Here is a 25,507-nt window from a genome sequence, read left to right as displayed (position 1 = left end):
GTCTCTTTATGCCGTTTTCAGCATCGAAGCATCGTGACCCAGCAAGGTGGCCGCGACGATATCGTCGCCGGTATCGATCTTCAGATTGCCGTCCGTATCGATGATCAGTTTCAGAAAATCGAATACGTTGCGCGCGTAGAGCGAAGAGGCATCTGTCGCGACCATGGCCGGCAGATTCGTATAGCCTGCGATATGGACGCCGTGGCGCAGCACCACCGCATCCGCTTCGGTCAGCGGACAATTGCCGCCGTGCCGGTCGCCCACGCTGCTCCCTTTGCCGGCCGCCAGATCGACGATCACCGAGCCCGGTTTCATCTCGCGTACCGTCTCTTCGGCGAGCAGCGTAGGGGCCGTGCGGCCGGGAATCAGCGCAGTCGTAATCACGATATCCGCCTGTTTGGCCCGTTCGTGGACCAAAGCGCTCTGACGTGCGATCCACGAGGCCGGCATTGGGCGTGCATAGCCGCCTGCGCCCTGGGCCGCTTCACGCTCTTCGTCGGTTTCGCAGGGGACGTCGAGAAACCTCGCGCCCAGCGATTCGACTTGCTCCTTGACGGCGGGGCGCACATCCGACGCTTCGATCACCGCGCCCAGCCGTTTTGCCGTGGCGATCGCCTGCAGGCCCGCGACACCCGCGCCGAGCACGAGTACGCGTGCCGCCTTGACGGTGCCGGCGGCCGTCATCAGCATGGGCATGAACCGTTGATACACGCTCGCCGCCAGCAGCACGGCCTTGTAGCCGGCGATATTGGCTTGTGACGACAGCACGTCCATGCTTTGCGCGCGAGTGGTACGCGGGATCGATTCCAGTGCGAACGCGGCTACGCCCGCGGCGAGAATCCGGGCGACCTGATCCACGTCGAACGGGTTGAGCATGCCGACGAGAATCGCGCCACGCCTCATGTGCTGAAGTTCGACTTCGGTCGGGGTCTGCACCTTCAGTACGAGATCGGCGGTCAATGCTTCAGCAGGGCCGACGATCCTTGCACCGGCCTGTTCGTAAGCCGTGTCTGGGAAATGGGCCCGCTCGCCGGCCGTGCTTTGCACCAGAACGGTATGCCCCTGTGCGGTGAGTTTCTTGACTGTTTCCGGCGTGCCGGCGACACGCGTCTCGCCGGCGCGGCTTTCGGCAGGAATGCCGATATTCATGAGTGTTCCTCCTGGGATGGATGGACGAAATGGGCGGATCGAGGGCCGCCTTCTGATTGAGGCGCCACGCGTTGACGATCGGGACAGGACCTCACGTCCCGATGTAGCCTGGCCTTTGGAGCGGTCTGCCGGCGCCGGGGGACACCGGACAGACGGTTAGCGAGGCAAAAAGCAGGGCAAAAAGCGCATCAAGTCCTAGAACTTGTGACGCAAACCGATCGTGGCTTCGAACAGCGAGTTGTAGCCGTAGAACGGTTGATTGGAGCCGGAAGCGGCGGCGAGGGTCGTCCATGCGCCGGTGAGGTGGTTGTAGTCCACGCCGACATAGACGTCGGTGCGCTTGCTGAGGAAATAATCGAACGTCGGACCGCCGGTGATACGCGTGCCGCTCTGGCCCGCGTGATGGACGAAGTCGATGTAGAACGGCAGATCCAGCACGAGTGCGGGCGTGATGTAGTACTGGAGCGCGGTGGAGAACGAGTCGTTGCGATAATCGGCCGGATAGACGTGACTGTAGATGTACGAAGCGAACACCTTCGCCGCGCCGAACTTATAGGTTGCGCCCGCGGTGAAGATCTTTTGCGAGCTGTCCGGAATCGTCACGCCGAAGTAGGTGCTGCCATAGGTGCTGGTTGCAGGCGTCAGGCCACCAATGTCGTTGACGACCTGGTAGGCCGCGCCGACGCTCAAGGGGCCTTTGTCATAGGAGAGGCTGACAGCCGGCGACGAGTTCTGATGAATACTGCCCGCTACCCCGCCGAACGTGTAGGCACCCTTGAGCGTGAAGCCGGCGAGCGTCGGCGAGGTATAGCGCACGGTGTTGTCCAGACGCCCGCCACCGGTGAGTCCGGCGCCCTGAAAGCCGACCGTGCCGGTGTAATTGGCGAACGCATAGATATCGTGCGTCCACCCCATTTCATGCACCAGCGTGTATTGGCGGCCCATCGTCAACGTGCCGTAGGCGGTACTGCTCAGCCCGACCAGCGCGGTGCGGCCGAACAGGCGCGCCGTGCCGGACGGCGTGGATTGCTGTGTCACACCGGTATTCGGTGTGAAGCCGCCTTCGAGCTGGAAAATGGCCGCCAGGCCGCCGCCAAGATCCTCGGTTCCCTGCAGGCCCCAGCGGCTACCCTGGATCTGGCCGCCGCTGCCCATCGTGAAAAGCTTCCCGCCGGACTTGTTCTGGTGGGTGTCGTAGCGCACCGCCTCGTCGATGATGCCGTATAAGGTGACACTCGACTGCGCGTGTGCGATTCCGGAGATTGCCAATCCAAAACCAGTTAGTATGCCTAAAGTATGCTTTTTCACGAATAGATCCCCTTGCAGATTGACGAAAAGTTGAAACTCCAAGCCGACTGCCGCGTCCTCTTGGCGCGGCATTTATTTTTGCAAAGCGACGACGCTACGCTGAGCGATGTATTTGCGTCGTCGCCATGCTCTCAGGTCAGTGCCGCAACTGCGGCTGCAATCTTCCGGCAACCTTCATCGATAGTCTCGACACGCGTGGCGATCGACATCCGGAAGAAAGGTGAAACGCCGTAGGCCGAACCGGCAACCAGAGCGACGCCGGCGTGCTCGAGCAGATACAGAACGACATCCGCGTCGCCCTCGAGGCGCTTGCCTTGCGGCGTGGTGCGGCCGATCACGCCGCCGCAATTGACATACAGATAGAAGGCGCCGCCCGGCGTTTTGCAACTGATGCCGGGAATCGCGTTGAGCGCTTCGAGCGCGCGGTCGCGGCGCGCCTTGTAGGTCTGCACCGATTGCTGCACGAACGTCTGATCGCCATTCAGCGCCGCGAGCGCGGCGGCCTGACTGATCGAACTGGCGTTGCTGGTGGATTGGGACTGGAGCGTGTCCATGGCGGCGATCAGGTCGGCTGGGCCGGCCGCGTAGCCAATGCGCCAGCCGGTCATCGCATACGTCTTGGACACACCGTTGACGACCAGGGTGCGCGAACCGAGCTCGGGTTCGATCGACAGCAGGTGTTGCGACGCTTCACCTTCGAAGCGGATGTGCTCGTAGATGTCGTCCATCATCACCAGCACCTGCGGGTAACGCAGCAACACGTCCGCCAGGCCGCGCAGTTCTTCGGCGCTATAGGTCGCGCCGGTCGGATTGGTCGGCGAATTGATGATCAGCCAGCGCGTGCGTGGCGTGATCGCCGCTTCGAGGTTGGCCGGCGTCAGTTTGAAGCCGTCCTCCTCGGTGCAGGGCACGACCACCGGGTCGCCGTCGCAGGCGAGCGCCATGTCCGGGTAGGACACCCAGTACGGGGCGGGAATCAGGACTTGATCGCCCGCTTCCACGGTGACGGCGAGCGCGTTGAAGATGGCGTGCTTGGCGCCGCACGTCACGATGATGTGCTTCGGATCGTATGAGAGACCGTTCTCGCGTTGCAGCTTTGCCGCGATGGCGGCGCGCAGCGCCGGGGTGCCCGCCGTTTGCGTGTAGCGTGTTTCGCCACGCTCCATCGCTTCGAAGGCGGCTTGGCGAATGTGCGCCGGCGTGTCGAAATCGGGTTCGCCGACCACGAGGTTGACGATGGTTTTGCCCTGACGCCGCAATTCCGCGGCCCGGTCAGCCGCGGCGCTGCTCGGCGAAGGTTTGATTCGCTGGACGCGGGCGGCAATTCGCGATGCACTCACACTGGACTCCTCAACGGCTTTTGATGAGGCTTCACATTAAGCGTGCGAAAAAGTTCCAGCCAAGACGTCTTTCCGCTGGCGCAATAACATCCACTTATGACGCGGCGCATCGCGTGCGCGTCTGGCTTTTGCTGACCGGAGTCCATGCGGGAATACGCTGATACGCAGGCTTTCCCGCGCGGCTAGGGCGCGCCGGAAGATTTTTTAGGCACTGTGCGGCGGACGGCGCTTGCCCTATCATTGTTGCCATCCCCTAATGTTGAGACGCGACTACCGTGAACCTGCGGCGTTTGAAGTACTTCGTGAAGATCGTCGATATCGGCAGCCTGACGCAAGCCGCCGAGGTGCTTCATATCGCCCAGCCGGCGCTGAGCCAGCAGTTGATCACGCTCGAAGACGAGTTTCAGCAACAACTGCTCGTGCGGACCAAGCGGGGTGTTACGGCCACTGAGGCGGGCGCAACGCTGTATCGCCACGCCCAGTTGATCCTGCGCCAGTACGAACAGGCCCAGGCCGACGTCAAGAGCGCCGGTCAGACGCTGTCAGGCCAGGTGTCGGTCGGACTCGCGCCCGGCACCGGTGCCTCGGCGTTGTCGTTGCCGCTGTTACGTACCGTGCGTGCCCGTCATCCGGATATCCTTCTCTACATCAACGAGAATTTCGGCACCACGCTGAGCGAGCTGATCATGAACGGGCGCATGGACATGGCCGTGCTGTACGGCGACAAGCCCGTGCATGGTCTGTCGTTCCAGCTTCTGATGAATGAGGAACTGTTCCTCGTCGCGCCGCGCAGCATGGGGATCACGCAGGAGCAGATCGGCGTGACCGAATTGCGCGACGTGCCCTTGCTGCTGCCGCGTCCGTACAACTATCTGCGCAAGTACGTCGACGAGGGCTTCGCGCGCGTGCAGATGATCCCCAAGGTGGTGGCTGAAATCGAATCCGCGTCGACGCTGTCGGCGGCGGTGAGCGCGGGTATCGGCGCGACTATCCTGCCCGATTCCACCGCGCGGGTCGTGGCGGCGGCGGGTGACGTCGTGCAATGCCGGATCGTTTCGCCCGTCATCAAGATTCCTCTGTCGGTCTGTCTGTCCGACCACCTGCCGCTTTCCGAGCCGGCTGCGGCCGTCAAGGACATCCTGCTGGAACTGGCCGGCGACCTCGCGCTCGACGTGCGCTTCGAGTCCGGCGCCGATACATAAGCGCACCTTATCGCTACAAAGCCAAACCGTCTTGGCGCAATTTTTATGCGCCGGATACATTGAGTCCATCGTCAATCGCCCGGTTCGCAGTGAGCCGGAGCGACGAGGCTAGCCGTTACGCGGGCGAGGCAACCGGAGATCGAATCGGCTGTCATGCTGCCCCAACGGCGCTTCGCGCACGCCAGTCGACCGGCGTGCGTCCAACCGGCCACGGACTCAAAGATGGATCTCCAGAAGATTAAGGCGCTGATCGACCTGCTGGCGGAATCGCCGCTAGCCAAGCTCGAAGTCATCGAGGGCGAGGAACGTGTCAAGCTCGTGAAGGCGAAACAGCGAGGCAAGCGGGCAGATGCGCCATCGGGCGATGAGCCGGCAACCACGGCGTCCGCCTCAGGCGTTCAGGGTGGCGAGGCGCTGAGCGCCGAACCGGCGTCGTCAGTCGACCCGGCCCGCGTGGCGCCCGCAACCCAGGCAAGCAAAAAAACTGAAGCGCAACTCGTGTGCGCCCCCATGTTCGGCGTGGTTCATCTGACACCGGCGCCCGGCGAGGCGCCTTTCGTGAACCTCGGCGACACGATCGAAGCAGGGCAGGTGCTCTGCACGATCGAAGCCATGAAGATGTTCAACGCGATCGAGTCCGAGCTCAGCGGCGCCATTCTGGAAATTCTGGTGACGCCTGGCAGCGAAGTGGAGTCCGGGCAACCACTGTTCCGGATCGGCTGATCGACCATGTTCAACAAGGTACTGATTGCCAATCGTGGCGAGATCGCGCTTCGAATCCAGCGCGCCTGTCGTGAACTGGGCCTTAAAACCGTTGCGGTGCATTCCGAGGCCGACGCCGAGGCACGCTATGTGCGGCTCGCCGACGAGGCGCTGTGCATCGGTCCTGCCGCACCTGGCCAGAGTTATCTGAACCGGAGCGCGATTCTCTTTGCGGCGCACGTGAGCGGCGCACAGGCGATTCATCCCGGTTACGGCTTTCTTTCGGAAAACGCCGAGTTTGCCGCACAGGTCGAGGCGGCGGGCATGGTGTTCATCGGCCCTGAACCCGAGTCCATTCGGATCATGGGCGACAAAGTCGCCGCCAAACGGGCCATGCGTGCAGCGGGTGTGCCCTGTGTTCCGGGGCCGGACGGCGGTCTGCCGGACGACCCGGCGCAGATCCTGCGAGCGGCCGATGAAATCGGCTATCCGGTGATCGTCAAGGCGGCGGGTGGCGGTGGCGGCCGAGGCATGCGCGTCGTGCCGGGCCCCGAACAGTTGCTCGAGGCCGTGTCGGTGACGCGCGAGGAAGCGCGCCGCGCGTTTGGCAAACCCGAGCTTTATGTCGAGAAGTTTCTCGAGCATCCGCGTCACGTTGAAATTCAGGTCTTGTGCGATACGCATGGCAACGCGTTGTGGCTCGGTTCGCGTGACTGTTCGCTGCAACGGCGTCATCAGAAGGTGCTGGAAGAGGCGCCCGCGCCTGGCATCGATCCGGCGCTGATCCGGCAAGTAGGCGAGCGTTGCGTCGAAGCCTGCCGGCAGACGAATTATCGCGGCGCGGGTACCTTCGAATTCCTGTTCGAGAATGGCCAGTTCTATTTCATCGAAATGAACACGCGCTTGCAGGTCGAGCATCCCGTGACGGAGATGACCTCGGGTATCGACATCGTGCGCGAACAGATCCGGATCGCCCAGGGGCACGCGTTGACCCTTCGTCAATCGGACATTCGCCCGCTGGGTCATTCGCTGGAATGCCGGATCAACGCCGAGGACCCATTCACATTCGCGCCTTGCCCGGGGAAGATTTCCGTGTGGGAACTGCCGGGTGGCAACGGTGTACGGGTGGACTCGCATATGAGCGGCGGCGCGCTCGTGCCGCCCTATTACGATTCGTTGATCGCCAAGGTGATCACGCACGGCGCAACCCGTGAAGAGGCGCTGGCGCGCATGCGCCTCGCACTCTCGGAGATGCGCGTCGAAGGCATTCGCACCAACGTGCCATTGCATCAGGCCATGCTCGAGGACGAAGGATTCGTTGCGGGCGGGGTCGACATTCATCATCTGGAGCGCTGGCTCGCCAAGAGGAAACAGACATGACGCTGACGGTTGAACATGCGTCGATCGTGCACGCGGACGCAGTCGGACGGCTGCGACGGGATTCACAGAGGACCGCCCTTGCAATGAAACAGGATGAATCGGAGCAGCCGCTTTGCATCAGCATGCTGGGCACGACGGCCATGCTGTTCGAAGCACCGGGCGCACTCGATCTGCGCACGCAGCGCCGCATCTGGACGCTGGCCCGCGAGGTCGAATCCTGGGCAGGCGTACGCGAAGCGGTGCCGGGCGTGACGAATCTGATGCTGACGTTTTCCACGCCGCCGGCAGACCCGGATTCCTTCGGCACGGCGTTGCGCAGCGCATGGGCCACGGCGAGCGAATTGCAGATCGAAGGGAAGGTGGTGGAGTTGCCGGTGGAATATGGCGGCGAGTTCGGACCGCATCTGCAGGACGTGGTGAATCACACCGGCTTGTCTGTCGACGAGGTCGTGCAGTTGCACTGCGCCCCGCTCTATACGGTCTATGCGCTCGGCAGCCATCCGGGTTACTGCTATCTGGGCGGAATGGACCCGCGTATCGCCACGCCGCGACGCAAGGTGCCGGTGCTGGGCCTGCCCGGCGGCGCGGTGTCGATCGGCGGCGTGCAGACGGGAGTCTCGGCATCGGCGGGACCGAGCGGCTGGAACACCATCGGTCATACGTCGATGTCGTTTTTCGACCCCGCGCGTGACAATCCGGCGACGCTCGCGCCCGGCGACATGATCCGTTTTCGCGTCGAGAGGATTGTTCCATGATCGAGATCTTGTCTTCGGCCGCACTCGCGACGGTGCAGGACCAGGGGCGTGAAGGCTATCTGCGTTACGGCGTTGGGACGGCCGGCGCGATGGACCGCCTCGCGCTCGCGATCGGTAATCTATTGCTTGGCAATCCGGACGACGCGGCCGGCATAGAGATCCCGATGTTTCCGTTCCGTATCCGCTTCCTCGAAGACCTTGCGTTCGCCGTCACCGGCGCGGATTGTTCGGCTCACCTGGGCGACCGTCCGGTGCTGCCGTGGTGGACCGTGCAGGCGAAACAGGGCGACGTGTTGACGATCGGCGTGCCGACTAGCGGCACTCGCTGCTATCTGTCGCTGGCGGGCGGCGTGGATGTGCCCGTGGTGCTCGGTTCGCGCAGTACGCAATTGCGCGGCCAGTTCGGCGGCTACAACGGCCGCCAGTTGCAGAAGGGCGATGTGGTGAAGGCCCTCGGACTGGCCGGCGCGGCAAGCCCGGCCATGCTGCAGGATCCCGCCAACGCGACGGGATTCGGCACCGTACCGCCCGAGTACGCGTTGCCGGCTCCATTAGCCCTGCCCGCCGCGGACGCAGGCGAAACCGTGGTGCGCGTGCTGCCTGCCGCGGAATACGACTGCTATCAGCCGGAATCGCTGGAAGCGTTCTGGCGCGATGGCTGGAAAGTGACGCCGCAGAGCGACCGGTACGGCTATCGCCTGGCCGGTCCGACTCTGGTTGCGGCGCACGCGATCGAAAAGCGTTCACATGGGATCGTGCCGGGTGTGATCCAGGTGCCGCATAGCGGACAGCCGATCATCCAGCTTCGGGACGCGCAGCCTTCGGGCGGCTATCCGAAGATCGGCACCGTGATCGAAGCCGATTTGTGGCGGCTTGCACAAGCGCGCATTGGTACGAAGATTCGCTTCGTTCAGACGACGTATGCGGACGCCGTTATCGCGCTGGAAGAGCTGCAAGGCTATCTCGTCAAGGTGCGCAATCTTATTGCGCTGTTCCGTCCCTCCCGACACTGAAACATGACACAAAAAATCGAAGTGGATATCGGCGAGCTTCGGCAAATCACGTCGTGGCTGGCAGCCGTCGATATCGAGTTCATCGAAATCAGCAAACCCGGGGCGACGGTTCGTTTGACGATGGAGCAGGTTTCCTGCGTTGCGGGCGTGGACGCGGCGGCGACGGCGGCCGCGCCTGTCATCCGGACGGGGCGCACGGGCACGCCGGAAAGTTTGGCGAACGAACAGTCCGTCGGCATCACCGCGAAGTCGGCCGGCATCTTTCTGACCACGCATCCGGCGCGTTCAACGCCGATGGTCAATGAAGGCGTGCCGGTGAAGGCCGGCGAGATCGTCGGCCTGCTGCAGATTGCGCAGCTGTGCGTGCCGGTGGTCGCGCCAGTGGCAGGCGTGGTCAAACGGATCGCCGCCGCGCATGGTGCGACGGTTGGCTATGGAACCCGTTTGATGGAGCTTTCGCCGTTGGCGTAGACGTATCGACAATTGAAATTGAGCCGGCGTTGCCCGCTGCGGATTACCGGCACGGAGCGCCTGAAGAATGGAGAGTGGATTGTGGAAATCGATCTGAACGCGGACCTGGGCGAAGGCTTCGGGCCGTACCGGATGGGCGAAGACGAAGCGATGCTCGATATCGTTTCGTCTGCGAACGTCGCATGCGGCTATCACGCGGGCGACCCGGTCATTATGGACAAGACGGTGCGCATGGCGTTGGCGCGCCAGATCGATGTAGGCGCGCATGTCGGCTTTCCCGACCTGATGGGGTTCGGCCGGCGGCAGATTCAGGCGGACCCGCTCGAACTGGCGAATTACGTGGTGTATCAACTGGGCGCGCTCGCGGGCATCGCGAAAGCGGCGGGACATCACGTCACGCACATGAGTTTTCACGGCGCGCTCGGCAATATGGCGGCAGCGTCGTATGAACTGGCGGAGCCGCTCGTGCGGGCGGTTGCGGAATTCGATCGCGATCTGATCATCAGCGTGTCCACGAATACGGAGATCGAACGGGCCGCCGAGCGCATCGGGATCCGTACGGCGAACACGTTCCTTGCCGACCGTGCCTACGACGATCAGGGCGCACTGGTGTCGCGCAAGCTGGACGGCGCGGTCATCAAGGACCGTGCCGCCGTCCTGGTGCGCGTTAAAGCGTTACTCGAAGAGGGCACGATTACGACGATCACGGGCAATAAGCTCAAGGTTGCGGTCCAGTCGATCCTGCTGCACGGCGATACGCCCGGCGCCGTCGAACTCGCGCGCACGGTGCGCGGTGTGATCGAATCGGCGGGCGGACGGGTCGTGCCCGTGTCGCAACTCGTTCGCTAGGCGCCGCGGCGGGCAATCGGCGTTGGGCAGGGCGGGTGGTTCAACTCGCAGGCCGGCCCGCGGTTCAACCCGCCGTCCAACCATAAGCCAGTCTTATCGCTACAAAGCCAATCCGTCTTTGCTCCGTGTTTTCCCGGCGTATACATTGGTAACAGGCTCATCGCACGCCTCGAAGGGCGACCGTTCAGAACAAGATAGAGGTTACTCATGCCGTTTTCAGACTATAAGACCGCGCTGGTGACAGGCGCTTCGACCGGAATGGGCGCTGCGATCGTCGAGCGCTTCTGCCGCGAAGGACTCGAAGTGCACGCGCTCGCCCGCAACGCTGATCGTCTGAACGAGCTGGCCGAGCGAACCGGTTGCATCCCGCACGCGATCGACGTGTGCGATCTGCCGGCCGTCACGAAGCTCACACAGGACGTGCCGTTCGATATCGTCGTGAACAACGCCGGCGTATCGCGCAAGGGTTCGATTCTCGACGCGGGTGTCGAAGACATCGACGTGCAGGTGGAAGTCAATCTGCAAGCGGTTCTGCATCTCGTGCGGCTGACCATGCCGGGCATGGTGGCGCGCGATCGCGGTCATATCGTCAACATCAGTTCGATCGCGGCGATCTACAATTTCAACGGCAACTCCATTTATCACGCGACGAAAGCCGGCATTCATGCGTTGTCGCGCCAACTGCGCGTGGACGCGACCGGTAAGCGTGTGCGTGTGACGGAGATCTGTCCGGGCCGGGTCGCCACCGATATCTTTGGCCACGTGCACGGCGACATTGAGGCGGCGCGCAAGCAGTTTATCGACGGCTTCGAATTGCCGCTGCCGTCCGATATTGCCGATGCCATCGCCTTTGCGATCGCCGCGCCGCTCGCCGTCAACATCAGCAATATGGAGATTCTGCCCACGCTGCAGGTGCCGGGCGGCCTGACGACGATCAAGCGCAATCCGGCCGACCACGACGAGTAAGTGTCAGCATGTCTTCGAATCCCGCCGCCCTGGCAGACCAGCTGTTCGCACTGGTAGCCCGCACCCGCGCCCGGGTGAGCGGCGATCCGTTCGGCAATCCGGTTCTGTCGATCGCGTTCGACGTCATGCGGCGGATCGAGAGCGATGAGATCGACCACGATGCTGTCGTGGCGCTGATCCGCTACCTTCGCGACCAGGCGTTCTCGGATCGTGCCGCGCGTCTTGCACGCTACGTCGGCAGTGTCGATCCGGACGTGAATGAAAACGCGTTGGCCGAGGTTGCGCGCAACGTGCTGTTTTCGGGCGCTTCGAAAGACAAACTCGGATGGGACGAGTTTCGTGCTCAGCTGGAGCGCACGCGCTATGCCGCGGTATTTACGGGCCATCCAACGTTTGCGCTGCCGCCGCAGGTCGGGCGGCATCTCGCGGAACACGCGTGCGGCGCCATGCTGGAGCGGTTCGAATCGCACCGGCCTCTACCGGTCACGCTGGTCGACGAATTCGAGCAGGCTGCTGTCGCGATCGCCAACGGCCGTGATGCGCTGGATCGCTTCAACGCCGCGTTGTTATCGGCGGCGCGCGACGCATGGCCCGAGCGCTGGACAACCCTGGTTCCGCGGCCGCTGGTGATTTCGACGTGGGTCGGCTACGACACGGATGGGCGCACGGACATCGGCTGGTGGGATACCTTGCGCCTGCGGCTGCATATCAAGCGTCTTCAGCTGGCGCGGCTTCGTACGCAACTGCTGGAAATTGCGAGCGCGCGGCCGCTCTCGTGCCGCGTCGACACCGCGCTCGCGGCGCTCGATTTGCAGATCGCGGCATGCCCGTCGAGCCCGGACCCGCAACGCGTGTCGCATTTCGCGCGGACCCTGATCGAGCGTCGCGACGAAGCATGCGTTTCGTCGGCACCGTTGCTCGCGCTGTTCGAAGACGCAATCGCACAGGCGGCCGGCAGCGAACGGCTCGCTTTGTGCGTCGCGCGCGCGGGTCTCGCCGCGCATGGCTTGGCGCTCGCCCATACGCACGTCCGCCTGAATGCCACCCAGTTGCACAATGCAGCGCGTCATCGCCTGAACATTGTCGATCCCGTGGATGCACCTTCGCATCGCCGCGCCATGCTGGCCGCAATCAATGTGGCGCTCGACAAGGTGGAAGCCGTTCCGGTCGACTTCGGCTCGCTGCTGGTCGAGCAGGCCACGGCGGTGCGGATGATGATGACGGTCGCGCAACTGGTGAAGCATATCGACAGCTCGACGCCGGTGCGTCTCCTGATCGCGGAGACCGAAAGCGGCTACACCCTGCTCACCGCTTTGTGGCTCGCGAAGCTGTTTGGCGTTGAACGGCACATCGAAATCAGCCCGCTGTTCGAAACGGCGGAAGCGCTCGAACATGGCGCGCATGTGCTCGACGAAGCGCTCAATAGCGCGCATTACCGCGCCTATGTGCAACTGCATGGACGTATCGCATTGCAGTTCGGCTACTCCGACTCCGGGCGCTATGTCGGCCAATTGGCCGCCAGCTTTCTGATTGAACGGCTGCGGCTGAAGATTGCACAGACACTCGCACGGCACGGCATTCACGGTGTCGAGGTCGTGCTGTTCGACACGCATGGCGAGAGCATTGGGCGGGGCGCGCATCCTGGCTCGCTGGCCGACCGTCTCAAGTATCTTTCTCCAACGGCGTCACGGCACGCGCTCAACGACGCGGGCCATCCGGTCCGCGAAGAAAGCGCGTTTCAGGGTGGCGACGGTTATCTGCTGTTCGGTACGCGTGAACTGGCCCTCGCGACTGTCGCGCGCCTCGCTGAGCACGCATTCCATCGACCGGTCGGCCCGGTTGACGATCCCATCTACGCCGATCCGGACTTTGCAAGCGACTTCTTCGGTTCGATCCGCGCCACGATGACGGAGCTCGTCGAAGACGCTGGGTACACCGCGATTCTCGGTGCATTCGGCCCGGCGCTGCTGGACCGTACAGGATCGCGGCCCGCCGCGCGGCAGAGCGACGGCGCGGCCGCGCGCACGCGTATCAATCATCCGCGCGAGTTGCGGGCCATTCCGAACAACGCGATCTTGCAGCAGTTCGGCTGGTGCGCGAACACATTACACGGGCTCGGCGCGGCGGCCGCCCGGCAACCCGAGGTGTTCACGCAGATGCGCAACGGCAGCCGCCGCTTTCGCCGCGCGCTCGACTTTGCGCGCTGTGCGCTCACCCATTCGGACATCGAAGTGCTTCGAGCGGTCGTCTCGACACTGGACCCCGGCATGTGGCTCGATCGCGCGCTTCATGCCGCGGACGAAGATCATCGCGTCGCGTTGCTTGCGGTCGCCTCGACGCTCGATCGGCCTGGCGCATCGGCCGCTTTACAGGCGATGTTTCGCCGCGCGCTCGCCGACGATCTCGCCCTGCGCGCCGCATGGCCGGAGCGTGTGGGGATGAGCGATCGGGAAACGCTGCTGCACGCGCTGCGGCTCGCGCTGATTCATCGGATCTGGCTGCATGCCACGCACATTCCCGAGTTCGCGCCGCGTCCGGGTGTGACGGCGGAAGGATTGCACAGCGCGATCATCGGCCTCGACATGCCGGCGGTCTTGCCCTTGCTGGCGGAGATATTCCCGGAGAACGCCGATCACTCGATTGCCTTCGACTACGCCGAGCCGGCAGGACCCCGCGCGACCGGACCCTACGCGCGCGAGCACGCCGAGATTTTTGTGCCGATGTCGCGGCTATTCGATTGCATTCGCGAAATATCGACTGCGGTGACCCACGAGGTCGGCGCATTCGGCTAACCCGCTTGACCCTTGCGCGACGTTCGCGCGAGACGATCGTTCATCAGAGCCCAACAAGGAGGTTTTTCATGCATGCATCGGTACTGGTTACCCGTGCGTCGTTTCCGGACATCGTCGATCGCCTGCGCGCGAATTTCGACGTGACCGACAATCCGGACGACACGATCTGGACGCAGCCTGAGCTGATTGCCCGCCTGCAAGGGAAAGTGGGCGCCATGACGGCAGGCAGCGACCGGATCGACGCGACCTTGCTCGACGCCTGTCCGCAGTTGAAGGCCGTGTGCAATATCGGTGTGGGCTACAACAATGTCGATGTGGAAGCCTGTACCGCGCGTGGCGTGCTGGTGACGAATACGCCGGACGTCCTCACCGATACCACCGCCGATTTCGGCTTCGCGCTGATGATGGCCACCGCGCGGCGCATCACCGAGTCGGAACACTTTCTGCGCGCCGGCGAATGGACCAAAACCGGGCGTTACGACATGTTCGTCGGCAGCGACGTGCACGGCTCGACGCTCGGCATTCTCGGCATGGGGCGTATCGGGCAGGCGATCGCGCGGCGCGGCGCATTCGGCTTTGGCATGCGTGTGATCTATCACAACCGCTCGCCGCTGGCGCCGGATGTCGAGGAGAATTGCCGGGCACGCTATGTTGACAAGGAAACGCTGTTGCGCGAGGCGGATCACCTCATCATCGTGGTGCCTTACTCGGCCAGCTCGCACCATGCGATCGGCGCGGCGGAGCTCAAGCAGATGAAATCGTCCGCGACGCTGACCAATATCGCACGCGGCGGCGTGGTGGACGATGCCGCCCTCGCGGTGGCGCTCGACGAAGGCAGCATCGCGGCGGCCGGTCTGGATGTTTTCGAGGGCGAACCGCTTGTCTGTCCGGCGCTGCTTGCGCAAAAGAATGTGGTGTTGACGCCGCATATCGGCAGTGCGTCGGTCAGTACGCGGCGCGCGATGGCGGCGCTTTGCGCAGACAATTTGATTGCTGCCCTGGGGTTCGGTGCGTCGGCGGGCAAACCGCCCACGCCTGTGAACCCGCAGGTGCTGACGCGCCCGACCGCGACAGCCTGAGCGGAGAGCGGCGCGGCACGCTGCGCCGCCCTTGCTCCCCGGCGTTGTTGCACCGTTATCCGGCAACAGTAAGCGCTCCGCTCAAGGGGGGGCGCATCAACCGATGAGGCGCCCGCAGAGGCGCCGCATACTGGAGACAACCACCATGCAGAACCACCGCTATACCGCGGCTGAAAGCCGTCCCGAGCCATCATTCCCGAAACTTATTGCACCAGAAGAAAGGCCTCTGCAACAGCCTTTTTTCGCGAGCTAGTATCAACTCAACACGGAAGCCAACGACGACTTCCGGCGGGATAACGATGGTGCCGCAGGTCGAGTCAGACCGGGATCGTCGCTTCGATCCGATTCATTGGGACGTGCTACATGAAACTTCATTTTGACCTGGCAACGGTGCTGCAAGGCGACTATGGCGCGCTGTTTCTCCATGGGATCGAGCTCACCCTCGCGATGGCGGCGCTGGCGTGGCTTCTCTCGCTGACCGTGGGCATTCTTCTCACGCTGATCCGCCTGACCAACAACCGTCTTGCGACGGCGTTCGTCGCGTCGTTCGTGGCCTATCACCGCAATGTGCCGATGCTGGTCCAGATTCTGTTCTGGTATTTCGGCATTTCGAACATCCTGCCGGACTCGTTGCAGACACTGCTGAACAACTATAACGGCCAGTTCATTTTTGCGGTTGTGGCGATCGGTTTGTGCAGCGCGGCTTATCTCTCGGAAGATATCCGCAGCGGCTTGCGGGCGATTCCCTACGGCCAGTACGAAGCGTCGCGCGCGCTGGGCTTGAACTTCCTGAATGGCATGCGTTTCGTCGTGCTGCCGCAGGCGCTGCGCAATGCGATTCCGCCAATGGTCAATCACGCGGTATTGCTGTTCAAGAACACCAGCCTTGCGATGGCGATCGGCGCGGCCGAGCTGACGTATGTCACGCGCAAGATCGAGAATGAAACCTTCCTGTCCTTTGAATCGTACTTCGTCGCGACGGTGGTGTATCTCGGCCTCTCCCTCGTCATCATGTTGTGCGGCGCCAGAATCGCGACGCACTACCGCATTCCGGGAGTGAAGTGACATGTTCGACATTCTGCGCGACAACTGGACTCTGCTGCTCATCGGACAGTATCCGCACGGTCCGCTAGGCGGCATCGTGCTGACGATACTACTGTCGCTTTCGGCGCTCGTCATCGCGTTTCCACTGGGCATCCTGGTCGCACTGGCACGCATCAGCCCTTACCGGATTCTGCGAGCGCCGGCTACGGGTCTCGTTTACATGGTGCGGGGCATTCCGCTCCTTATGGTGATCTTCTGGGTGTACTTCCTCGTGCCCGTTCTGACCGGTTTTCCGGTTACCGGGTTTGTCACGATGCTGTGCGCGCTGGTTATCTATGACTCCGCCTATCTGGGGGAAATCATCCGCGCGGGCATCGAGGGACTGCCGAAGGGGCAGACCGAAGCGTCGAGAGCACTCGGCATGAGCTATATGAAGACCATGCGCGCGGTGATCCTGCCGCAGGCGCTTTACAACGTGGTGCCGAGCATGGTCACGCAGTTCGTCTCGACGGTTAAGGAGACCTCGCTTGGTTACATCATCAACGTTCAGGAGATCTCTTTCGCGGCGGATCAGATCAATAACCGGCTGCTGACGAAACCGTTCCCTGTGTATCTGATTCTTGCGCTGAGCTACTTCGCCCTCTGTTACGCGCTCACGCAGCTTGCGCAGTACCTGGAGCGGCGCGTGACACGCAGGCGGGCCGGTAGATTCACGAAGGCGCAGAAGGCCGGCGCGGTTGCGCTGACCGATCCGCTGCCAACCGAGAACTAGACGTTCAATTACTTCGAGGTCATTCGCATGATCAAATTTTCCAGTGTCGACAAATGGTACGGCGAATATCACGCGCTCGTGGACGTGAACGCCGAAGTTCGCAAGGGCGAAGTCGTGGTGGTCTGTGGGCCGTCCGGGTCGGGTAAGTCGACCTTGATTCGCACTGTCAACCGGCTCGAGGAGATCAACCGCGGGGAGATCTTCTTCGACGGTCAAAACATTCACGACAGGAAGTTGCGTCTGAATGCGTACCGCAGCCGCGTCGGTTTCGTGTTTCAGCAATTCAACCTGTTTCCGCATCTGTCTGTGCTCGACAACATCACGCTTTCGCCGATGCGCGTGAACGGCCTGAAGCGCGCGGATGCGGAACGCAAAGCGGCAGATTTGCTCTCGCGCGTCGGCTTGTCGAACAAGGCCAGCGCTTTTCCGCCGCAACTGTCGGGTGGCCAGCAGCAACGCGTTGCAATTGCAAGAGCGCTGGCGATGGACCCGCCGGCGATGCTGTTCGACGAACCCACCAGCGCGCTCGACCCGGAGATGGTCGGCGAAGTGCTGAGCGTGATGAAGAGTCTCGCGCAGGAAGGCATGACGATGATGTGCGTCACGCATGAGATGGGATTTGCACGCGAGGTCGCCGATCGCGTCTGGTTTATGGATGCCGGGAAGATTCTCGAAACGGCAGAACCGGAGGAGTTCTTTTTGCGCCCCAGACACCCGCGCGCGCAGAGATTCCTGTCCGATCTTCGCATGCATTGAGGCCGGGCGGTGCAGGCGGTACGGCTTTCGCGGGATAGAACCGGATTGTCCACCTTTGATCAGCAGTTGATTGCTTTACACATAAACTTCAGGAGCATCACGATGCAGGTAAAGAAGATTTTGACGGGGATGTTGGTTGTTGGCGGTGCGCTTGCATCGGTTGCGCCGGCTCATGCTGATCAACTGGCCGATATCAAGAGCCGCGGCGAAGTGAGCTGCGGCGTGTATTCGAACGTCGAGCCGTTCTCGTATCCCAACGCCCAGACGCGTCAGCTCGAAGGCATGGACGTGGACCTGTGCAACGCCGTGGCAAAACAACTGGGCGTGAAGGCGAAGCTCGAGCCTTTGGCTGTCGAGGCGCGGATTCCGCAGCTGAAACTGGGGCGCGTCGACATTGTGGTCGCAAACCTGGCGTACACCAAAACTCGCGCGACGCAGATTGCCTTTAGCGACTCGTATTACTCCACCAAAGAAGTTCTTGTCGTGAAGAAAGCCGACGCGAACAAGAAACTGGGCGATTTCACGGGTCAAAAAATCAGTGCCGCCGACGGTTCGACGTCCGCCCAGTCGATTCCCATCTCGATCAAGGATGGCCAGGCGGTGACCTTCCACGATACGAGTTCGGCGTTTCTCGCGCTTGAGCAGAACAAGGTCAAGGGTTTCGTGACCAATCAGATGACCGCGATAAAGATCGCGAAGCAGGTGGATGGCACGGACGGCGCGGTGGCGATTGCGTCGGAACCGATGCTGATCGAGCCGATCGCGGTGGGCCTGCGCAAGAACGAGACGGCCATGCTGGGTGCGGTCAACAAGGCGCTGGCGTCGATGGAGCAGAGCGGCGAGATGAGCAATATCTTCAACAAGTGGCTCGGACCGAAGACGCCGTATGGTCTGATCCGAACCGACAAGGTCACACCGATCGATCAGCTCAAGTTCACGCCGGTGTCCTGAAGCAGAAGGCGTGTAGGGGGCGGTGCGATCTGGTTTGCGCACCGCCTGCCGGTTGAATGGCCGGCGCGATTCCGCGGATTGCATGCCGGAACAAGGTGGCTGGAATGTGCAACGTGATTCATAAAATAGTGGTGATGGGCGTCTCGGGCTCGGGAAAGTCGACGCTGGCGCGCAAGTTGGCCGTTGCACTCGAGGGCGATTTTATCGAGGGGGACGAGTATCACTCAGCGGAAAGCCAGGACAAGATGTGCCGGGGAATCGCGTTGTGCGACAGTGACCGGGAGCCGTGGCTGGACCGCCTTGCCGAGCGGATGACGACTATCCAGGGATCGGCCGTGCTGTCCTGTTCCGCGTTGAGACGCAGCTATCGCAAGCGCTTGCGCACACGCGTTGCAGGTCTGAGATTTGTCTTTCTCGACATCAGTTTCTCCGAGGCGGTTGCGCGGGTCGCTGGACGGCTTGATCACAAGTTTCCAGCGACACTCGTTGCGGATCAATTCATGAATCTCGAGTCGCCCGCTGGAGAAGCCGGCGTGCTCTATCTTTCTGCCCTGCAGGACGGCGAGTGTAGTATGAAAGATGTCATGCAATGGCTAAGGGCCGCACACGGTGCTGGAAAGAAAACGGACGAAGCAGAGTCAAAGAGGAGTTGAGTTGAACAGCAATCTGAAGATGTTTGATCTGTCGGGGCGGCGCGCCCTGATTACCGGGTCGAGTACGGGTATTGGCTATGCGCTTGCCAGGGGATTGGCCGGCGCCGGTGCTGAAGTCATTCTGAATGGCCGCAGCGCGGCCAGATTGGCGGAGGCTGTCAGCCGTTTGCGTGACGAAGGCGCGGCCGTGCATGCCGCGAGTTTCGACGTAACGTCGGCGAGCGAGGTCGAAACCGCGGTGGCCGATATCGAGCGCGAGATCGGTGCGATCGACATTCTCGTGAACAACGCGGGCATGCAGCGCCGCGCGCCGCTCGACCAGTTCTCCCATGCTCAATGGGAAGAACTGATGAAGACCAATGTCGACAGTGTGTTCCTGGTTGGCCAGGCGGTAGCGCGGCATATGATTGCCCGCAAGCGCGGCAAGATCGTCAACATCTGTTCGGTGCAAAGCGAACTGGGCCGTCCCAACATTGCGGCCTATACCGCGAGCAAGGGCGCGGTGAAGATGCTCACAAAGGGTATGGCGATCGACTGGGGGCAGCACGGAATTCAGGTCAACGGCCTGGGGCCGGGCTACTTCAAGACGGAACTGACCGAGGCGCTCGTCAAGGATGAAACGTTCAGCAGTTGGCTGATCGGGCGAACGCCTTCGCGGCGTTGGGGCGATGTGGAAGATCTCGTCGGCGCCGCCGTGTTCCTGGCGAGCAACGCGTCGAACTTCGTGAACGGCCACATTCTTTACGTGGACGGCGGAGTGACGGCTACGCTGTAGCGCGTCGATGACGTCGCCGCGCAACCGTCGCGTCTCGTGTCGTCACGTCACGTCACGTCCGTCCAGGCCGTGTAGTGATCCGCTATCCGCGCAGCGGTCTCAAACCCGCGCGAACCTCTTCGGCGAATAGTCGCGGCTGTTCCCAAGCCGCAAAATGTCCGCCTTTGTCGAGCCGGTTGTAATAGATGAGATTGTGATACGCCCGCTCCGTCCAACTCCGCGGGGCCTGATAGTTTTCGCGGGGGAAGACGCTCACGGCAGCCGGGACGGACACGTCGGCGGCGGCGAGGAAGTTGAAGTGCGACTCCCAATAGAAGCGCGCCGCGGAAATTCCTGTGTTTGTCAGCCAGTAGAGCGTGATGTCGTCGAGGAGATCGTTACGTGTCAGGTCTCCCGCGGATTCTCCGTTGACGGGTCGTCCGAACACGGCCGAGGTGAGCGCTGCCGCCGGCTGAACATAACCGTCACCGTGATCGAGCAACCAGCTTGCCAAAGCAACGGGTGAGTCCGACAGGCCGTAAAGCGTTTGCGGGCGTGTTCCCATCTCCAGCGCATAGGCGCGCCGCTTCCTGGCCGCGCTGCTCAACTGCTCGTAAGCATGCTTTTCGTCGTCAGAGAGGCCGGGCGGCGGCGGGTCGCCCGCCTGGAGCGCTTTGGCGATCTCGGGTGGAACGGTTGCAGGGAAGTTGACGTGGATACCCAGCAGTTCAGGCGGCGCCTGCTTACCCATCACATTCGCGACGATGCCACCCAGGTCGCCGCCTTGCGCTGCGAATCTTTCGTAGCCGAGGCGCTTCATGAGTACGACCCAGGCACGCGCGGTGCGCTCAGGACCCCAGCCAGTCGTGACCGGTTTGCCGGAGAATCCGTAGCCCGGCAAAGACGGAATGACCAGATGAAACGCATCCAATGCGCTCGCGCCATATGCCGTGGGATTGGTCAGCGGGTCGATAATTTTCAGCATCTCGATGACCGACCCAGGCCACCCGTGCGTGACGATGAGCGGCAGCGCGTTTTCATGTTTCGAGCGGACGTGGATGAAATGAATATCCAGCCCGTCGATCTCGGTCACAAACTGCGGCAGGGCGTTCAGTTTTGCCTCGCACTTGCGCCAATCGTAATCGCTCGCCCAATGGCGCGTGAATTCCTGAATCATCGCGAGCGGTACGCCTTGCGAATCGTCGGTGACTGTTTCCCGCTCGGGCCACCTCGTCGCTTTGATACGCCTGCGCAAGTCGATCAGTTGCGATTCCGGCACATGCACGCGGAGTGGACGAATAGCGGTTTTGTCGCCGTTCGCCGGTGGGATGACTTCCGTCATCGCCTGATTCGTTTCTGCAAGAGCGAGCTGGCTCAGCGAGCCTGCGGCAACGGCCGCAGCTGCCGCACCAACAAAACGGCGGCGAGATGATGATTGCGGTAAAACGGTGTCTGACATGGAGTTCCCGATCAATGGTAGAGCGATATTCCCGATCAATGGCAACACGGCATCACGGGCTATCGAAGGCAACAGACCCACGCCGGGAGCACCTGGCGTGGGTCTGCTGGAACGGATGAAGCATCTTTAACAAAGAGGATTACTTAACGTACTTAAAACGGAATTTAACCCGATGATGTTCAACCAGTTAGCTGCCCCGATACAGATTGCTGAGGTAGGCGAGCTGGCCATCGCGCTCGGCTTGCACCAGCTCGTGGCGAACTTCGGCGCGCGTCTTCTGCATTGCGCCGGTTTGGTTCGGGTTCCATTGCTGAACCTGTGCGGCGCCTGCTTGATCCGTGCTCGCTGCCGGCGCACCGGAAGCGTGAGCCAAACCAGCGGTTGCGAATGCGGCGAAGGCCAAGGCGATCATTGAGGTTTTCATGTCGTTCTCCGAGAACTAGTCAAATAAAAGGAAGGCGCCGGGAGTTCAGGCAGCAAGGGCAGCAGTTCGGTCCGTCATCTCCGGGATTGCTTGCCTCTTGCGTCCGGCGTTGATGCATTAAAACGTGCCGACGTATCTGGCTTGTGTCGGGAAACCGGGTTAATTGCAATGTTCTGTATCGCTTCGATGCCCAGATACATTGCGATACGAATCACGGGTTTTCCGCGAGCAAGGCCTTGATCTTCGCCTCGGTCTGTTCGTAGTCGCCTTCGCCGAAGTGCGTGTAGACCACGTGGCCTTTCTTATCGACCAGATAGAACGCGGGCCAATACTGGTTGTCGTAGGCGCGCCAGGTTGCGTAGCCGTTGTCCTGCGCGACCGGGTATGTAATGCCGAATTGCTTGATGGCGGCCTTGACGTTGCCCGTGTCGCGCTCGAACGGGTATTCGGGCGTGTGGACGCCGACCACTACGAGGCCCTGATCCTTGTATTTCTGATTCCAGGTCTTGACGTAGGGCAGCACGTGAATGCAGTTGATACACGTGTAGGTCCAGAAATCGACCAGTACAACCTTGCCCCGCAATTGCTGCATGGTCAGGGGATCGCTATTGAGCCATTTGTCGATGCCGGTGAATTCAGGTGCGCTCGTGTTCCCGTTGCCCTGCTCTGCGATGGAACTGGCGGCAGCGCTGGCTGCGGGACTTGCGACGAGCGTTGCGATTGCGGCGGCGCCGGTGGCGAGCGTTGCGGCGAACAGGGCGACGGTAGCCGTGGTTTTGAGTCGGGAGAGCATGTCAGCGTCCTTTCAGGGTTGGGCCCGGGCGGCGCGCCGGCCGTTGGCCTTGGCGTCGCGCCGGGCAGTTCAGTGGTGAGCATGGCTGCATTGGAACGCCCGTTCGTATCTGGCTTGTGTCGCCGAGGGGGCCTGGCTGCAATGTTTTGTGTCAGGGGAACGTCCAGATACATTGGGATACAAAGCGTCGCGCGTGCTGGGCTATAAAGCAGCCATACCTACTGCGGAGCGCCACATGAGTACCGAATTGCTGAAAGGATCCTGTCATTGCGGGACCGTGAAATTTGAAGTCCGTACCGAAGTCGTGCCCGCTGGACGTTGCAACTGCAGCCTGTGCCGGCGCAAGGGCGCGCTGATGACGCCGCCGTTTGCCGCGGGTGAACTGAATATCCTGCAGGGTGAGGACGCGCTGACCCTCTACCAGTTCAACACGCGCACCGCGAAACACTACTTCTGCAAGCACTGCGGTATTTATCCGTTCCATCAGACGCGCAGGGATCCACAGTTGTGGCGGGTCAACATCGGTTGCCTGGAGGGCGTCGATCCGTATACGCTGGAGGCCAGCGTGGCCAATGGCGCCAGCCTGTCCGTCGTGGAGGATGCATGAGACGGATGATGGCGATTCTCGCCTTCCTGGCGGGCGGATTGGCGGCGGAACTCGCACACCCCGTGCACTGTTCGCTGGTCAACGTGAACCGGGTGCGCGTCAATCGTCGAAAGGATTGATCCATTGATGGAAAACACCGACCACGTCCTGATCGTCGACGACGATCGGGGCATCCGCGAATTGCTCGCCACCTATCTCGAGAAGAACGGCATGCGCGTTTCGCTGGCCGCCAACGGCCGACAGATGCGCGCGGTCCTCGAACAGGGCGCGCCGGATCTGATCGTGCTGGACCTGATGCTGCCCGGCGAAGACGGCCTTGTGCTGTGCCGGGAACTGCGCGCGGGCAAGTTCCGTTCCGTGCCGGTGCTCATGCTGACCGCCCGCAGTGAAGAAGCGGATCGCATTGTCGGACTGGAAATGGGCGCGGACGACTACCTGTCCAAGCCGTTCGCCGTGCGCGAGCTGCTCGCGCGCATCCGTTCCGTGCTACGCCGCGCGCGGATGCTGCCGCCCGGCATGCAGGTGACGGAAACCGCGCCGATGATCGGCTTCGGCGACTGGCGGCTCGACACCACCGCACGCCATCTGCTCGACGCCGAGGGCACCATGGTCGCCCTGAGCGGCGCGGAGTATCGCTTGCTGCGCGTGTTTCTCGATCACCCACAGCGCGTGCTCACGCGGGATCAATTGCTCAATCTGACCCAGGGCCGCCAGGCCGACCCGTTCGACCGTTCGATCGACCTGCTGGTTAGCCGCTTGCGGCAGCGCCTGCAGGATGTGGCGCGCGAGCCGCGTTACATCAAGACGCTGCGTAGCGAGGGCTATGTATTCTCGGCGGCTGTGACCATGATCGAAGGCGACGCATGAAGCCGAAGGCATTGCTGCATTGGCCGCGTACGCTGTTTACGCGGCTTGCGCTGATTCTCTTTGTCAGCCTCGCACTGGTGCAAACGCTTTCGGTCTGGCTCACCATGACGGAACGGGACCAGACCATGACGAACGTGATGATGGGTTACATCGAACGCGAGGTCACCAGTTCCGTCGCGCTGCTCGATCATTTGCCGGCTAACGAACGCGCCGAATGGCTGCCAAGGCTGGCACGACGCACCTACACCTTCAATCTGGGCGTGGGGGTCGCCGGCGCGCCTCCGGATGCGAAACTCTCGGCGAGAGTGGCTCAATCGATTGCGGACGGCATCGGCAAGCGCTATGCGCTGACGGCCAATGCCGTCCCGGGCGACCCCGACCGCCTGCAGGTCCATCTGCAGTTGAGTGACGGCACGCCCCTCACGATCGACTACCACCCCATGCCTGGCGCGCCGCTTTCGCCCTGGTTGTCGTGGGTGCTGGTGCTGCAACTCGTGGTATTGGCCGCATGCTGCTGGCTGGCGGTACGGCTGGCGACACGCCCGTTGAGCCACCTGGCGCGCGCAGCCGACACGCTAGGCCCCGATCTGAAAGCGGAACGCCTGCCCGAAGACGGACCGGACGAAGTGGCGCGCGCCGCGCGCGCGTTCAACGCCATGCAGGATCGCATCAGGCTATACATGACCGAACGCCTGCAGATCCTCGCGGCGATTTCGCACGACCTGCAAACGCCGATTACCCGCATGCGGTTGCGCATCGACGTGATGGACGACAGCGCACAAGGGGCCAAGCTGCAGCAGGACCTGCAGGAAATGGAAGCGATGGTCAAGGAAGGCGTCACGTATGCGCGCACCATGCACGGTGCCAGTGAGGCGCCGCTTCGTATCGATCCGGATGCGCTGTTCGACAGCCTCGTGTTCGACTATGTCGATGCCGGCAAGGACGTTTCGTTGCATGGGCGAATTGACACGGCACTGGTGACGCGCCCTCAGGCGTTGCGCAGGATCGTGGGCAATCTTGTCGATAACGCACTGAAGTTCGGTGGATCGGCTGAGATCAGGGTCGCCGCCTCGCGGGAAGGGCAGGTGACGGTTTCAGTACTCGATCGTGGCCCAGGTATTCCGGCGGAGTCGCTCGAAGCCGTGTTCGAGCCGTTCTACCGGCTGGAAGGATCGCGTAATCGCGGCACCGGCGGTACCGGGCTGGGCCTTGCGATTGCACGGCAACTCGCTTTGGCGATGGACGCGGTTTTGTCGTTGCACAACCGGCCCGACGGCGGCCTGGAAGCCAGGCTTGTGCTGAAAGGCTTCAACTAGACTCCGTTAGCGGCCCAGCCGTCTTTGTATCCCTATGTATCAGCGCTGGTGGCAGATACATGGGGTTGCGCTGGCGCTCCTCGCCGACATAAGTCAGATACGTTC

At 62.2% G+C, this 25,507-nt stretch carries 26 protein-coding genes; 20 read left to right on the top strand and 6 right to left on the bottom strand.

Annotated elements, in window-relative coordinates; translation table 11 throughout:
• Positions 1-6 precede the first annotated feature (6 nt).
• The 3 genes from BCY88_RS01850 to BCY88_RS01840 form a co-directional block, all read right to left on the bottom strand.
• A complete protein-coding gene (locus BCY88_RS01850) occupies positions 7-1,149 on the bottom strand; it encodes a Re/Si-specific NAD(P)(+) transhydrogenase subunit alpha (protein WP_120342556.1) in 1,143 nt (380 codons plus the stop codon).
• A gap of 195 nt (positions 1,150-1,344) precedes the next feature.
• Positions 1,345-2,418: a porin gene (locus BCY88_RS01845; RefSeq protein WP_259461189.1), complete on the bottom strand. Its 1,074-nt coding sequence runs from the start codon at positions 2,416-2,418 to the stop codon at positions 1,345-1,347.
• Between the two features lie 170 nt (positions 2,419-2,588).
• Positions 2,589-3,797 carry an aspartate transaminase gene (locus tag BCY88_RS01840; protein WP_120342554.1) on the bottom strand — a complete coding sequence of 403 codons (1,209 nt, stop codon included), beginning with the start codon at positions 3,795-3,797 and terminating at the stop codon, positions 2,589-2,591.
• A gap of 275 nt (positions 3,798-4,072) precedes the next feature.
• Between BCY88_RS01840 and nac the strand changes: the two genes are divergently transcribed.
• The 16 genes from nac (at position 4,073) to BCY88_RS01760 (ending at position 19,957) form a co-directional block, all read left to right on the top strand.
• The gene (nac, locus tag BCY88_RS01835) at positions 4,073-4,999 is read left to right on the top strand and encodes a nitrogen assimilation transcriptional regulator NAC (protein ID WP_120342553.1); all 927 of its coding nucleotides are present in this window, start codon (positions 4,073-4,075) and stop codon (positions 4,997-4,999) included.
• Between the two features lie 222 nt (positions 5,000-5,221).
• Positions 5,222-5,722: an acetyl-CoA carboxylase biotin carboxyl carrier protein gene (gene accB, locus BCY88_RS01830; protein ID WP_120342552.1), complete on the top strand. Its 501-nt coding sequence runs from the start codon at positions 5,222-5,224 to the stop codon at positions 5,720-5,722.
• 6 nt (positions 5,723-5,728) lie between these two features.
• Positions 5,729-7,081 (top strand): acetyl-CoA carboxylase biotin carboxylase subunit, encoded by a 1,353-nt coding sequence (gene accC / locus BCY88_RS01825; protein ID WP_120342551.1) that lies wholly within the window; start codon positions 5,729-5,731, stop codon positions 7,079-7,081.
• An 83-nt stretch (positions 7,082-7,164) separates the two neighbouring features.
• Positions 7,165-7,836, top strand: coding sequence for a 5-oxoprolinase subunit PxpB (gene pxpB, locus BCY88_RS01820; protein WP_259461188.1), 672 nt, complete (start codon positions 7,165-7,167; stop codon positions 7,834-7,836).
• Positions 7,833-8,849 carry a 5-oxoprolinase subunit C family protein gene (locus BCY88_RS01815; protein ID WP_120342549.1) on the top strand — a complete coding sequence of 339 codons (1,017 nt, stop codon included), beginning with the start codon at positions 7,833-7,835 and terminating at the stop codon, positions 8,847-8,849. Before pxpB ends, BCY88_RS01815 begins: the two co-directional genes overlap by 4 nt.
• 3 nt (positions 8,850-8,852) lie before the next feature.
• A complete protein-coding gene (locus BCY88_RS01810) occupies positions 8,853-9,320 on the top strand; it encodes a biotin/lipoyl-containing protein (protein WP_120342548.1) in 468 nt (155 codons plus the stop codon).
• Between the two features lie 81 nt (positions 9,321-9,401).
• On the top strand, positions 9,402-10,169 hold the full coding sequence (locus BCY88_RS01805; RefSeq protein WP_120342547.1) for a LamB/YcsF family protein: 768 nt from the start codon (positions 9,402-9,404) through the stop codon (positions 10,167-10,169).
• Positions 10,170-10,376: 207 nt separating this feature from the next.
• On the top strand, positions 10,377-11,135 hold the full coding sequence (locus BCY88_RS01800) for an SDR family oxidoreductase (protein ID WP_120342546.1): 759 nt from the start codon (positions 10,377-10,379) through the stop codon (positions 11,133-11,135).
• 8 nt (positions 11,136-11,143) lie between these two features.
• Positions 11,144-13,927, top strand: a complete 2,784-nt coding sequence (locus tag BCY88_RS01795; RefSeq protein WP_120342545.1) for a phosphoenolpyruvate carboxylase — start codon at positions 11,144-11,146, stop codon at positions 13,925-13,927.
• 68 nt (positions 13,928-13,995) lie between these two features.
• Positions 13,996-15,006 (top strand): 2-hydroxyacid dehydrogenase, encoded by a 1,011-nt coding sequence (locus BCY88_RS01790; protein WP_120342544.1) that lies wholly within the window; start codon positions 13,996-13,998, stop codon positions 15,004-15,006.
• Between the two features lie 363 nt (positions 15,007-15,369).
• A complete protein-coding gene (locus tag BCY88_RS01785) occupies positions 15,370-16,071 on the top strand; it encodes an amino acid ABC transporter permease (RefSeq protein WP_120342543.1) in 702 nt (233 codons plus the stop codon).
• Position 16,072: 1 nt separating this feature from the next.
• Positions 16,073-16,822 (top strand): amino acid ABC transporter permease, encoded by a 750-nt coding sequence (locus BCY88_RS01780; RefSeq protein ID WP_120342542.1) that lies wholly within the window; start codon positions 16,073-16,075, stop codon positions 16,820-16,822.
• Between the two features lie 27 nt (positions 16,823-16,849).
• The gene (locus BCY88_RS01775) at positions 16,850-17,578 is read left to right on the top strand and encodes an amino acid ABC transporter ATP-binding protein (protein ID WP_120342541.1); all 729 of its coding nucleotides are present in this window, start codon (positions 16,850-16,852) and stop codon (positions 17,576-17,578) included.
• 102 nt (positions 17,579-17,680) lie between these two features.
• Positions 17,681-18,529: a transporter substrate-binding domain-containing protein gene (locus BCY88_RS01770; protein ID WP_183081243.1), complete on the top strand. Its 849-nt coding sequence runs from the start codon at positions 17,681-17,683 to the stop codon at positions 18,527-18,529.
• Positions 18,530-18,633: 104 nt separating this feature from the next.
• On the top strand, positions 18,634-19,182 hold the full coding sequence (locus BCY88_RS01765) for a gluconokinase (RefSeq protein ID WP_120342540.1): 549 nt from the start codon (positions 18,634-18,636) through the stop codon (positions 19,180-19,182).
• 19 nt (positions 19,183-19,201) lie between these two features.
• Positions 19,202-19,957: a glucose 1-dehydrogenase gene (locus BCY88_RS01760; protein WP_120342770.1), complete on the top strand. Its 756-nt coding sequence runs from the start codon at positions 19,202-19,204 to the stop codon at positions 19,955-19,957.
• Positions 19,958-20,039: 82 nt separating this feature from the next.
• Here BCY88_RS01760 and BCY88_RS01755 read toward each other — a convergent pair whose 3' ends face one another.
• The 3 genes from BCY88_RS01755 to BCY88_RS01745 all read right to left on the bottom strand — a co-directional run bounded on the left by BCY88_RS01755 (position 20,040) and on the right by BCY88_RS01745 (position 22,612).
• On the bottom strand, positions 20,040-21,395 hold the full coding sequence (locus BCY88_RS01755; protein ID WP_120342539.1) for an epoxide hydrolase family protein: 1,356 nt from the start codon (positions 21,393-21,395) through the stop codon (positions 20,040-20,042).
• Between the two features lie 187 nt (positions 21,396-21,582).
• Positions 21,583-21,819 (bottom strand): DUF4148 domain-containing protein, encoded by a 237-nt coding sequence (locus tag BCY88_RS01750; protein WP_120342538.1) that lies wholly within the window; start codon positions 21,817-21,819, stop codon positions 21,583-21,585.
• A 211-nt stretch (positions 21,820-22,030) separates the two neighbouring features.
• Entirely contained in the window at positions 22,031-22,612 is a 582-nt protein-coding gene (locus tag BCY88_RS01745) for a thioredoxin family protein (protein WP_120342537.1), read from the bottom strand.
• A 235-nt stretch (positions 22,613-22,847) separates the two neighbouring features.
• On the opposite strand from BCY88_RS01745, the gene BCY88_RS01740 reads away from it, so the two are divergent.
• From BCY88_RS01740 to BCY88_RS01730, 4 genes are read left to right on the top strand one after another with little or no spacing between them, the layout of a single operon-like run.
• The gene (locus BCY88_RS01740) at positions 22,848-23,219 is read left to right on the top strand and encodes a GFA family protein (RefSeq protein ID WP_120342536.1); all 372 of its coding nucleotides are present in this window, start codon (positions 22,848-22,850) and stop codon (positions 23,217-23,219) included.
• On the top strand, positions 23,216-23,338 hold the full coding sequence (locus BCY88_RS40180) for a hypothetical protein (protein ID WP_259461187.1): 123 nt from the start codon (positions 23,216-23,218) through the stop codon (positions 23,336-23,338). The genes BCY88_RS01740 and BCY88_RS40180 overlap by 4 nt, the downstream gene beginning before the upstream one ends.
• A 7-nt stretch (positions 23,339-23,345) precedes the next feature.
• On the top strand, positions 23,346-24,086 hold the full coding sequence (locus BCY88_RS01735; protein ID WP_120342535.1) for a response regulator: 741 nt from the start codon (positions 23,346-23,348) through the stop codon (positions 24,084-24,086).
• Positions 24,083-25,402 (top strand): ATP-binding protein, encoded by a 1,320-nt coding sequence (locus BCY88_RS01730; protein ID WP_120342534.1) that lies wholly within the window; start codon positions 24,083-24,085, stop codon positions 25,400-25,402. The genes BCY88_RS01735 and BCY88_RS01730 overlap by 4 nt, the downstream gene beginning before the upstream one ends.
• The last annotated feature ends 105 nt before the right edge of the window (positions 25,403-25,507 follow it).

This window comes from Paraburkholderia fungorum (assembly GCF_003610895.1).
GTDB lineage: Bacteria > Pseudomonadota > Gammaproteobacteria > Burkholderiales > Burkholderiaceae > Paraburkholderia > Paraburkholderia fungorum_B.
Note: the sequence above shows the minus strand (reverse complement) of the source record. Positions and strands in the feature narration are given on the sequence as shown.

Bases quoted from the DNA above. Each gene is read 5' to 3' on its own strand.
- BCY88_RS01850 (WP_120342556.1), bottom strand. From the start codon at position 1,149: ATGAATATCGGCATTCCTGCCGAAAGCCGCGCCGGCGAGACGCGTGTC.
- accB (WP_120342552.1), top strand. From the start codon at position 5,222: ATGGATCTCCAGAAGATTAAGGCGCTGATCGACCTGCTGGCGGAATCG.
- accC (WP_120342551.1), top strand. From the start codon at position 5,729: ATGTTCAACAAGGTACTGATTGCCAATCGTGGCGAGATCGCGCTTCGA.
- pxpB (WP_259461188.1), top strand. From the start codon at position 7,165: ATGAAACAGGATGAATCGGAGCAGCCGCTTTGCATCAGCATGCTGGGC.
- BCY88_RS01815 (WP_120342549.1), top strand. From the start codon at position 7,833: ATGATCGAGATCTTGTCTTCGGCCGCACTCGCGACGGTGCAGGACCAG.
- BCY88_RS01810 (WP_120342548.1), top strand. From the start codon at position 8,853: ATGACACAAAAAATCGAAGTGGATATCGGCGAGCTTCGGCAAATCACG.
- BCY88_RS01800 (WP_120342546.1), top strand. From the start codon at position 10,377: ATGCCGTTTTCAGACTATAAGACCGCGCTGGTGACAGGCGCTTCGACC.
- BCY88_RS01795 (WP_120342545.1), top strand. From the start codon at position 11,144: ATGTCTTCGAATCCCGCCGCCCTGGCAGACCAGCTGTTCGCACTGGTA.
- BCY88_RS01790 (WP_120342544.1), top strand. From the start codon at position 13,996: ATGCATGCATCGGTACTGGTTACCCGTGCGTCGTTTCCGGACATCGTC.
- BCY88_RS01785 (WP_120342543.1), top strand. From the start codon at position 15,370: ATGAAACTTCATTTTGACCTGGCAACGGTGCTGCAAGGCGACTATGGC.
- BCY88_RS01780 (WP_120342542.1), top strand. From the start codon at position 16,073: ATGTTCGACATTCTGCGCGACAACTGGACTCTGCTGCTCATCGGACAG.
- BCY88_RS01775 (WP_120342541.1), top strand. From the start codon at position 16,850: ATGATCAAATTTTCCAGTGTCGACAAATGGTACGGCGAATATCACGCG.
- BCY88_RS01770 (WP_183081243.1), top strand. From the start codon at position 17,681: ATGCAGGTAAAGAAGATTTTGACGGGGATGTTGGTTGTTGGCGGTGCG.
- BCY88_RS01765 (WP_120342540.1), top strand. From the start codon at position 18,634: ATGTGCAACGTGATTCATAAAATAGTGGTGATGGGCGTCTCGGGCTCG.
- BCY88_RS01760 (WP_120342770.1), top strand. From the start codon at position 19,202: ATGTTTGATCTGTCGGGGCGGCGCGCCCTGATTACCGGGTCGAGTACG.
- BCY88_RS01755 (WP_120342539.1), bottom strand. From the start codon at position 21,395: ATGTCAGACACCGTTTTACCGCAATCATCATCTCGCCGCCGTTTTGTT.
- BCY88_RS01750 (WP_120342538.1), bottom strand. From the start codon at position 21,819: ATGAAAACCTCAATGATCGCCTTGGCCTTCGCCGCATTCGCAACCGCT.
- BCY88_RS01745 (WP_120342537.1), bottom strand. From the start codon at position 22,612: ATGCTCTCCCGACTCAAAACCACGGCTACCGTCGCCCTGTTCGCCGCA.
- BCY88_RS01740 (WP_120342536.1), top strand. From the start codon at position 22,848: ATGAGTACCGAATTGCTGAAAGGATCCTGTCATTGCGGGACCGTGAAA.
- BCY88_RS40180 (WP_259461187.1), top strand. From the start codon at position 23,216: ATGAGACGGATGATGGCGATTCTCGCCTTCCTGGCGGGCGGATTGGCG.
- BCY88_RS01735 (WP_120342535.1), top strand. From the start codon at position 23,346: ATGGAAAACACCGACCACGTCCTGATCGTCGACGACGATCGGGGCATC.
- BCY88_RS01730 (WP_120342534.1), top strand. From the start codon at position 24,083: ATGAAGCCGAAGGCATTGCTGCATTGGCCGCGTACGCTGTTTACGCGG.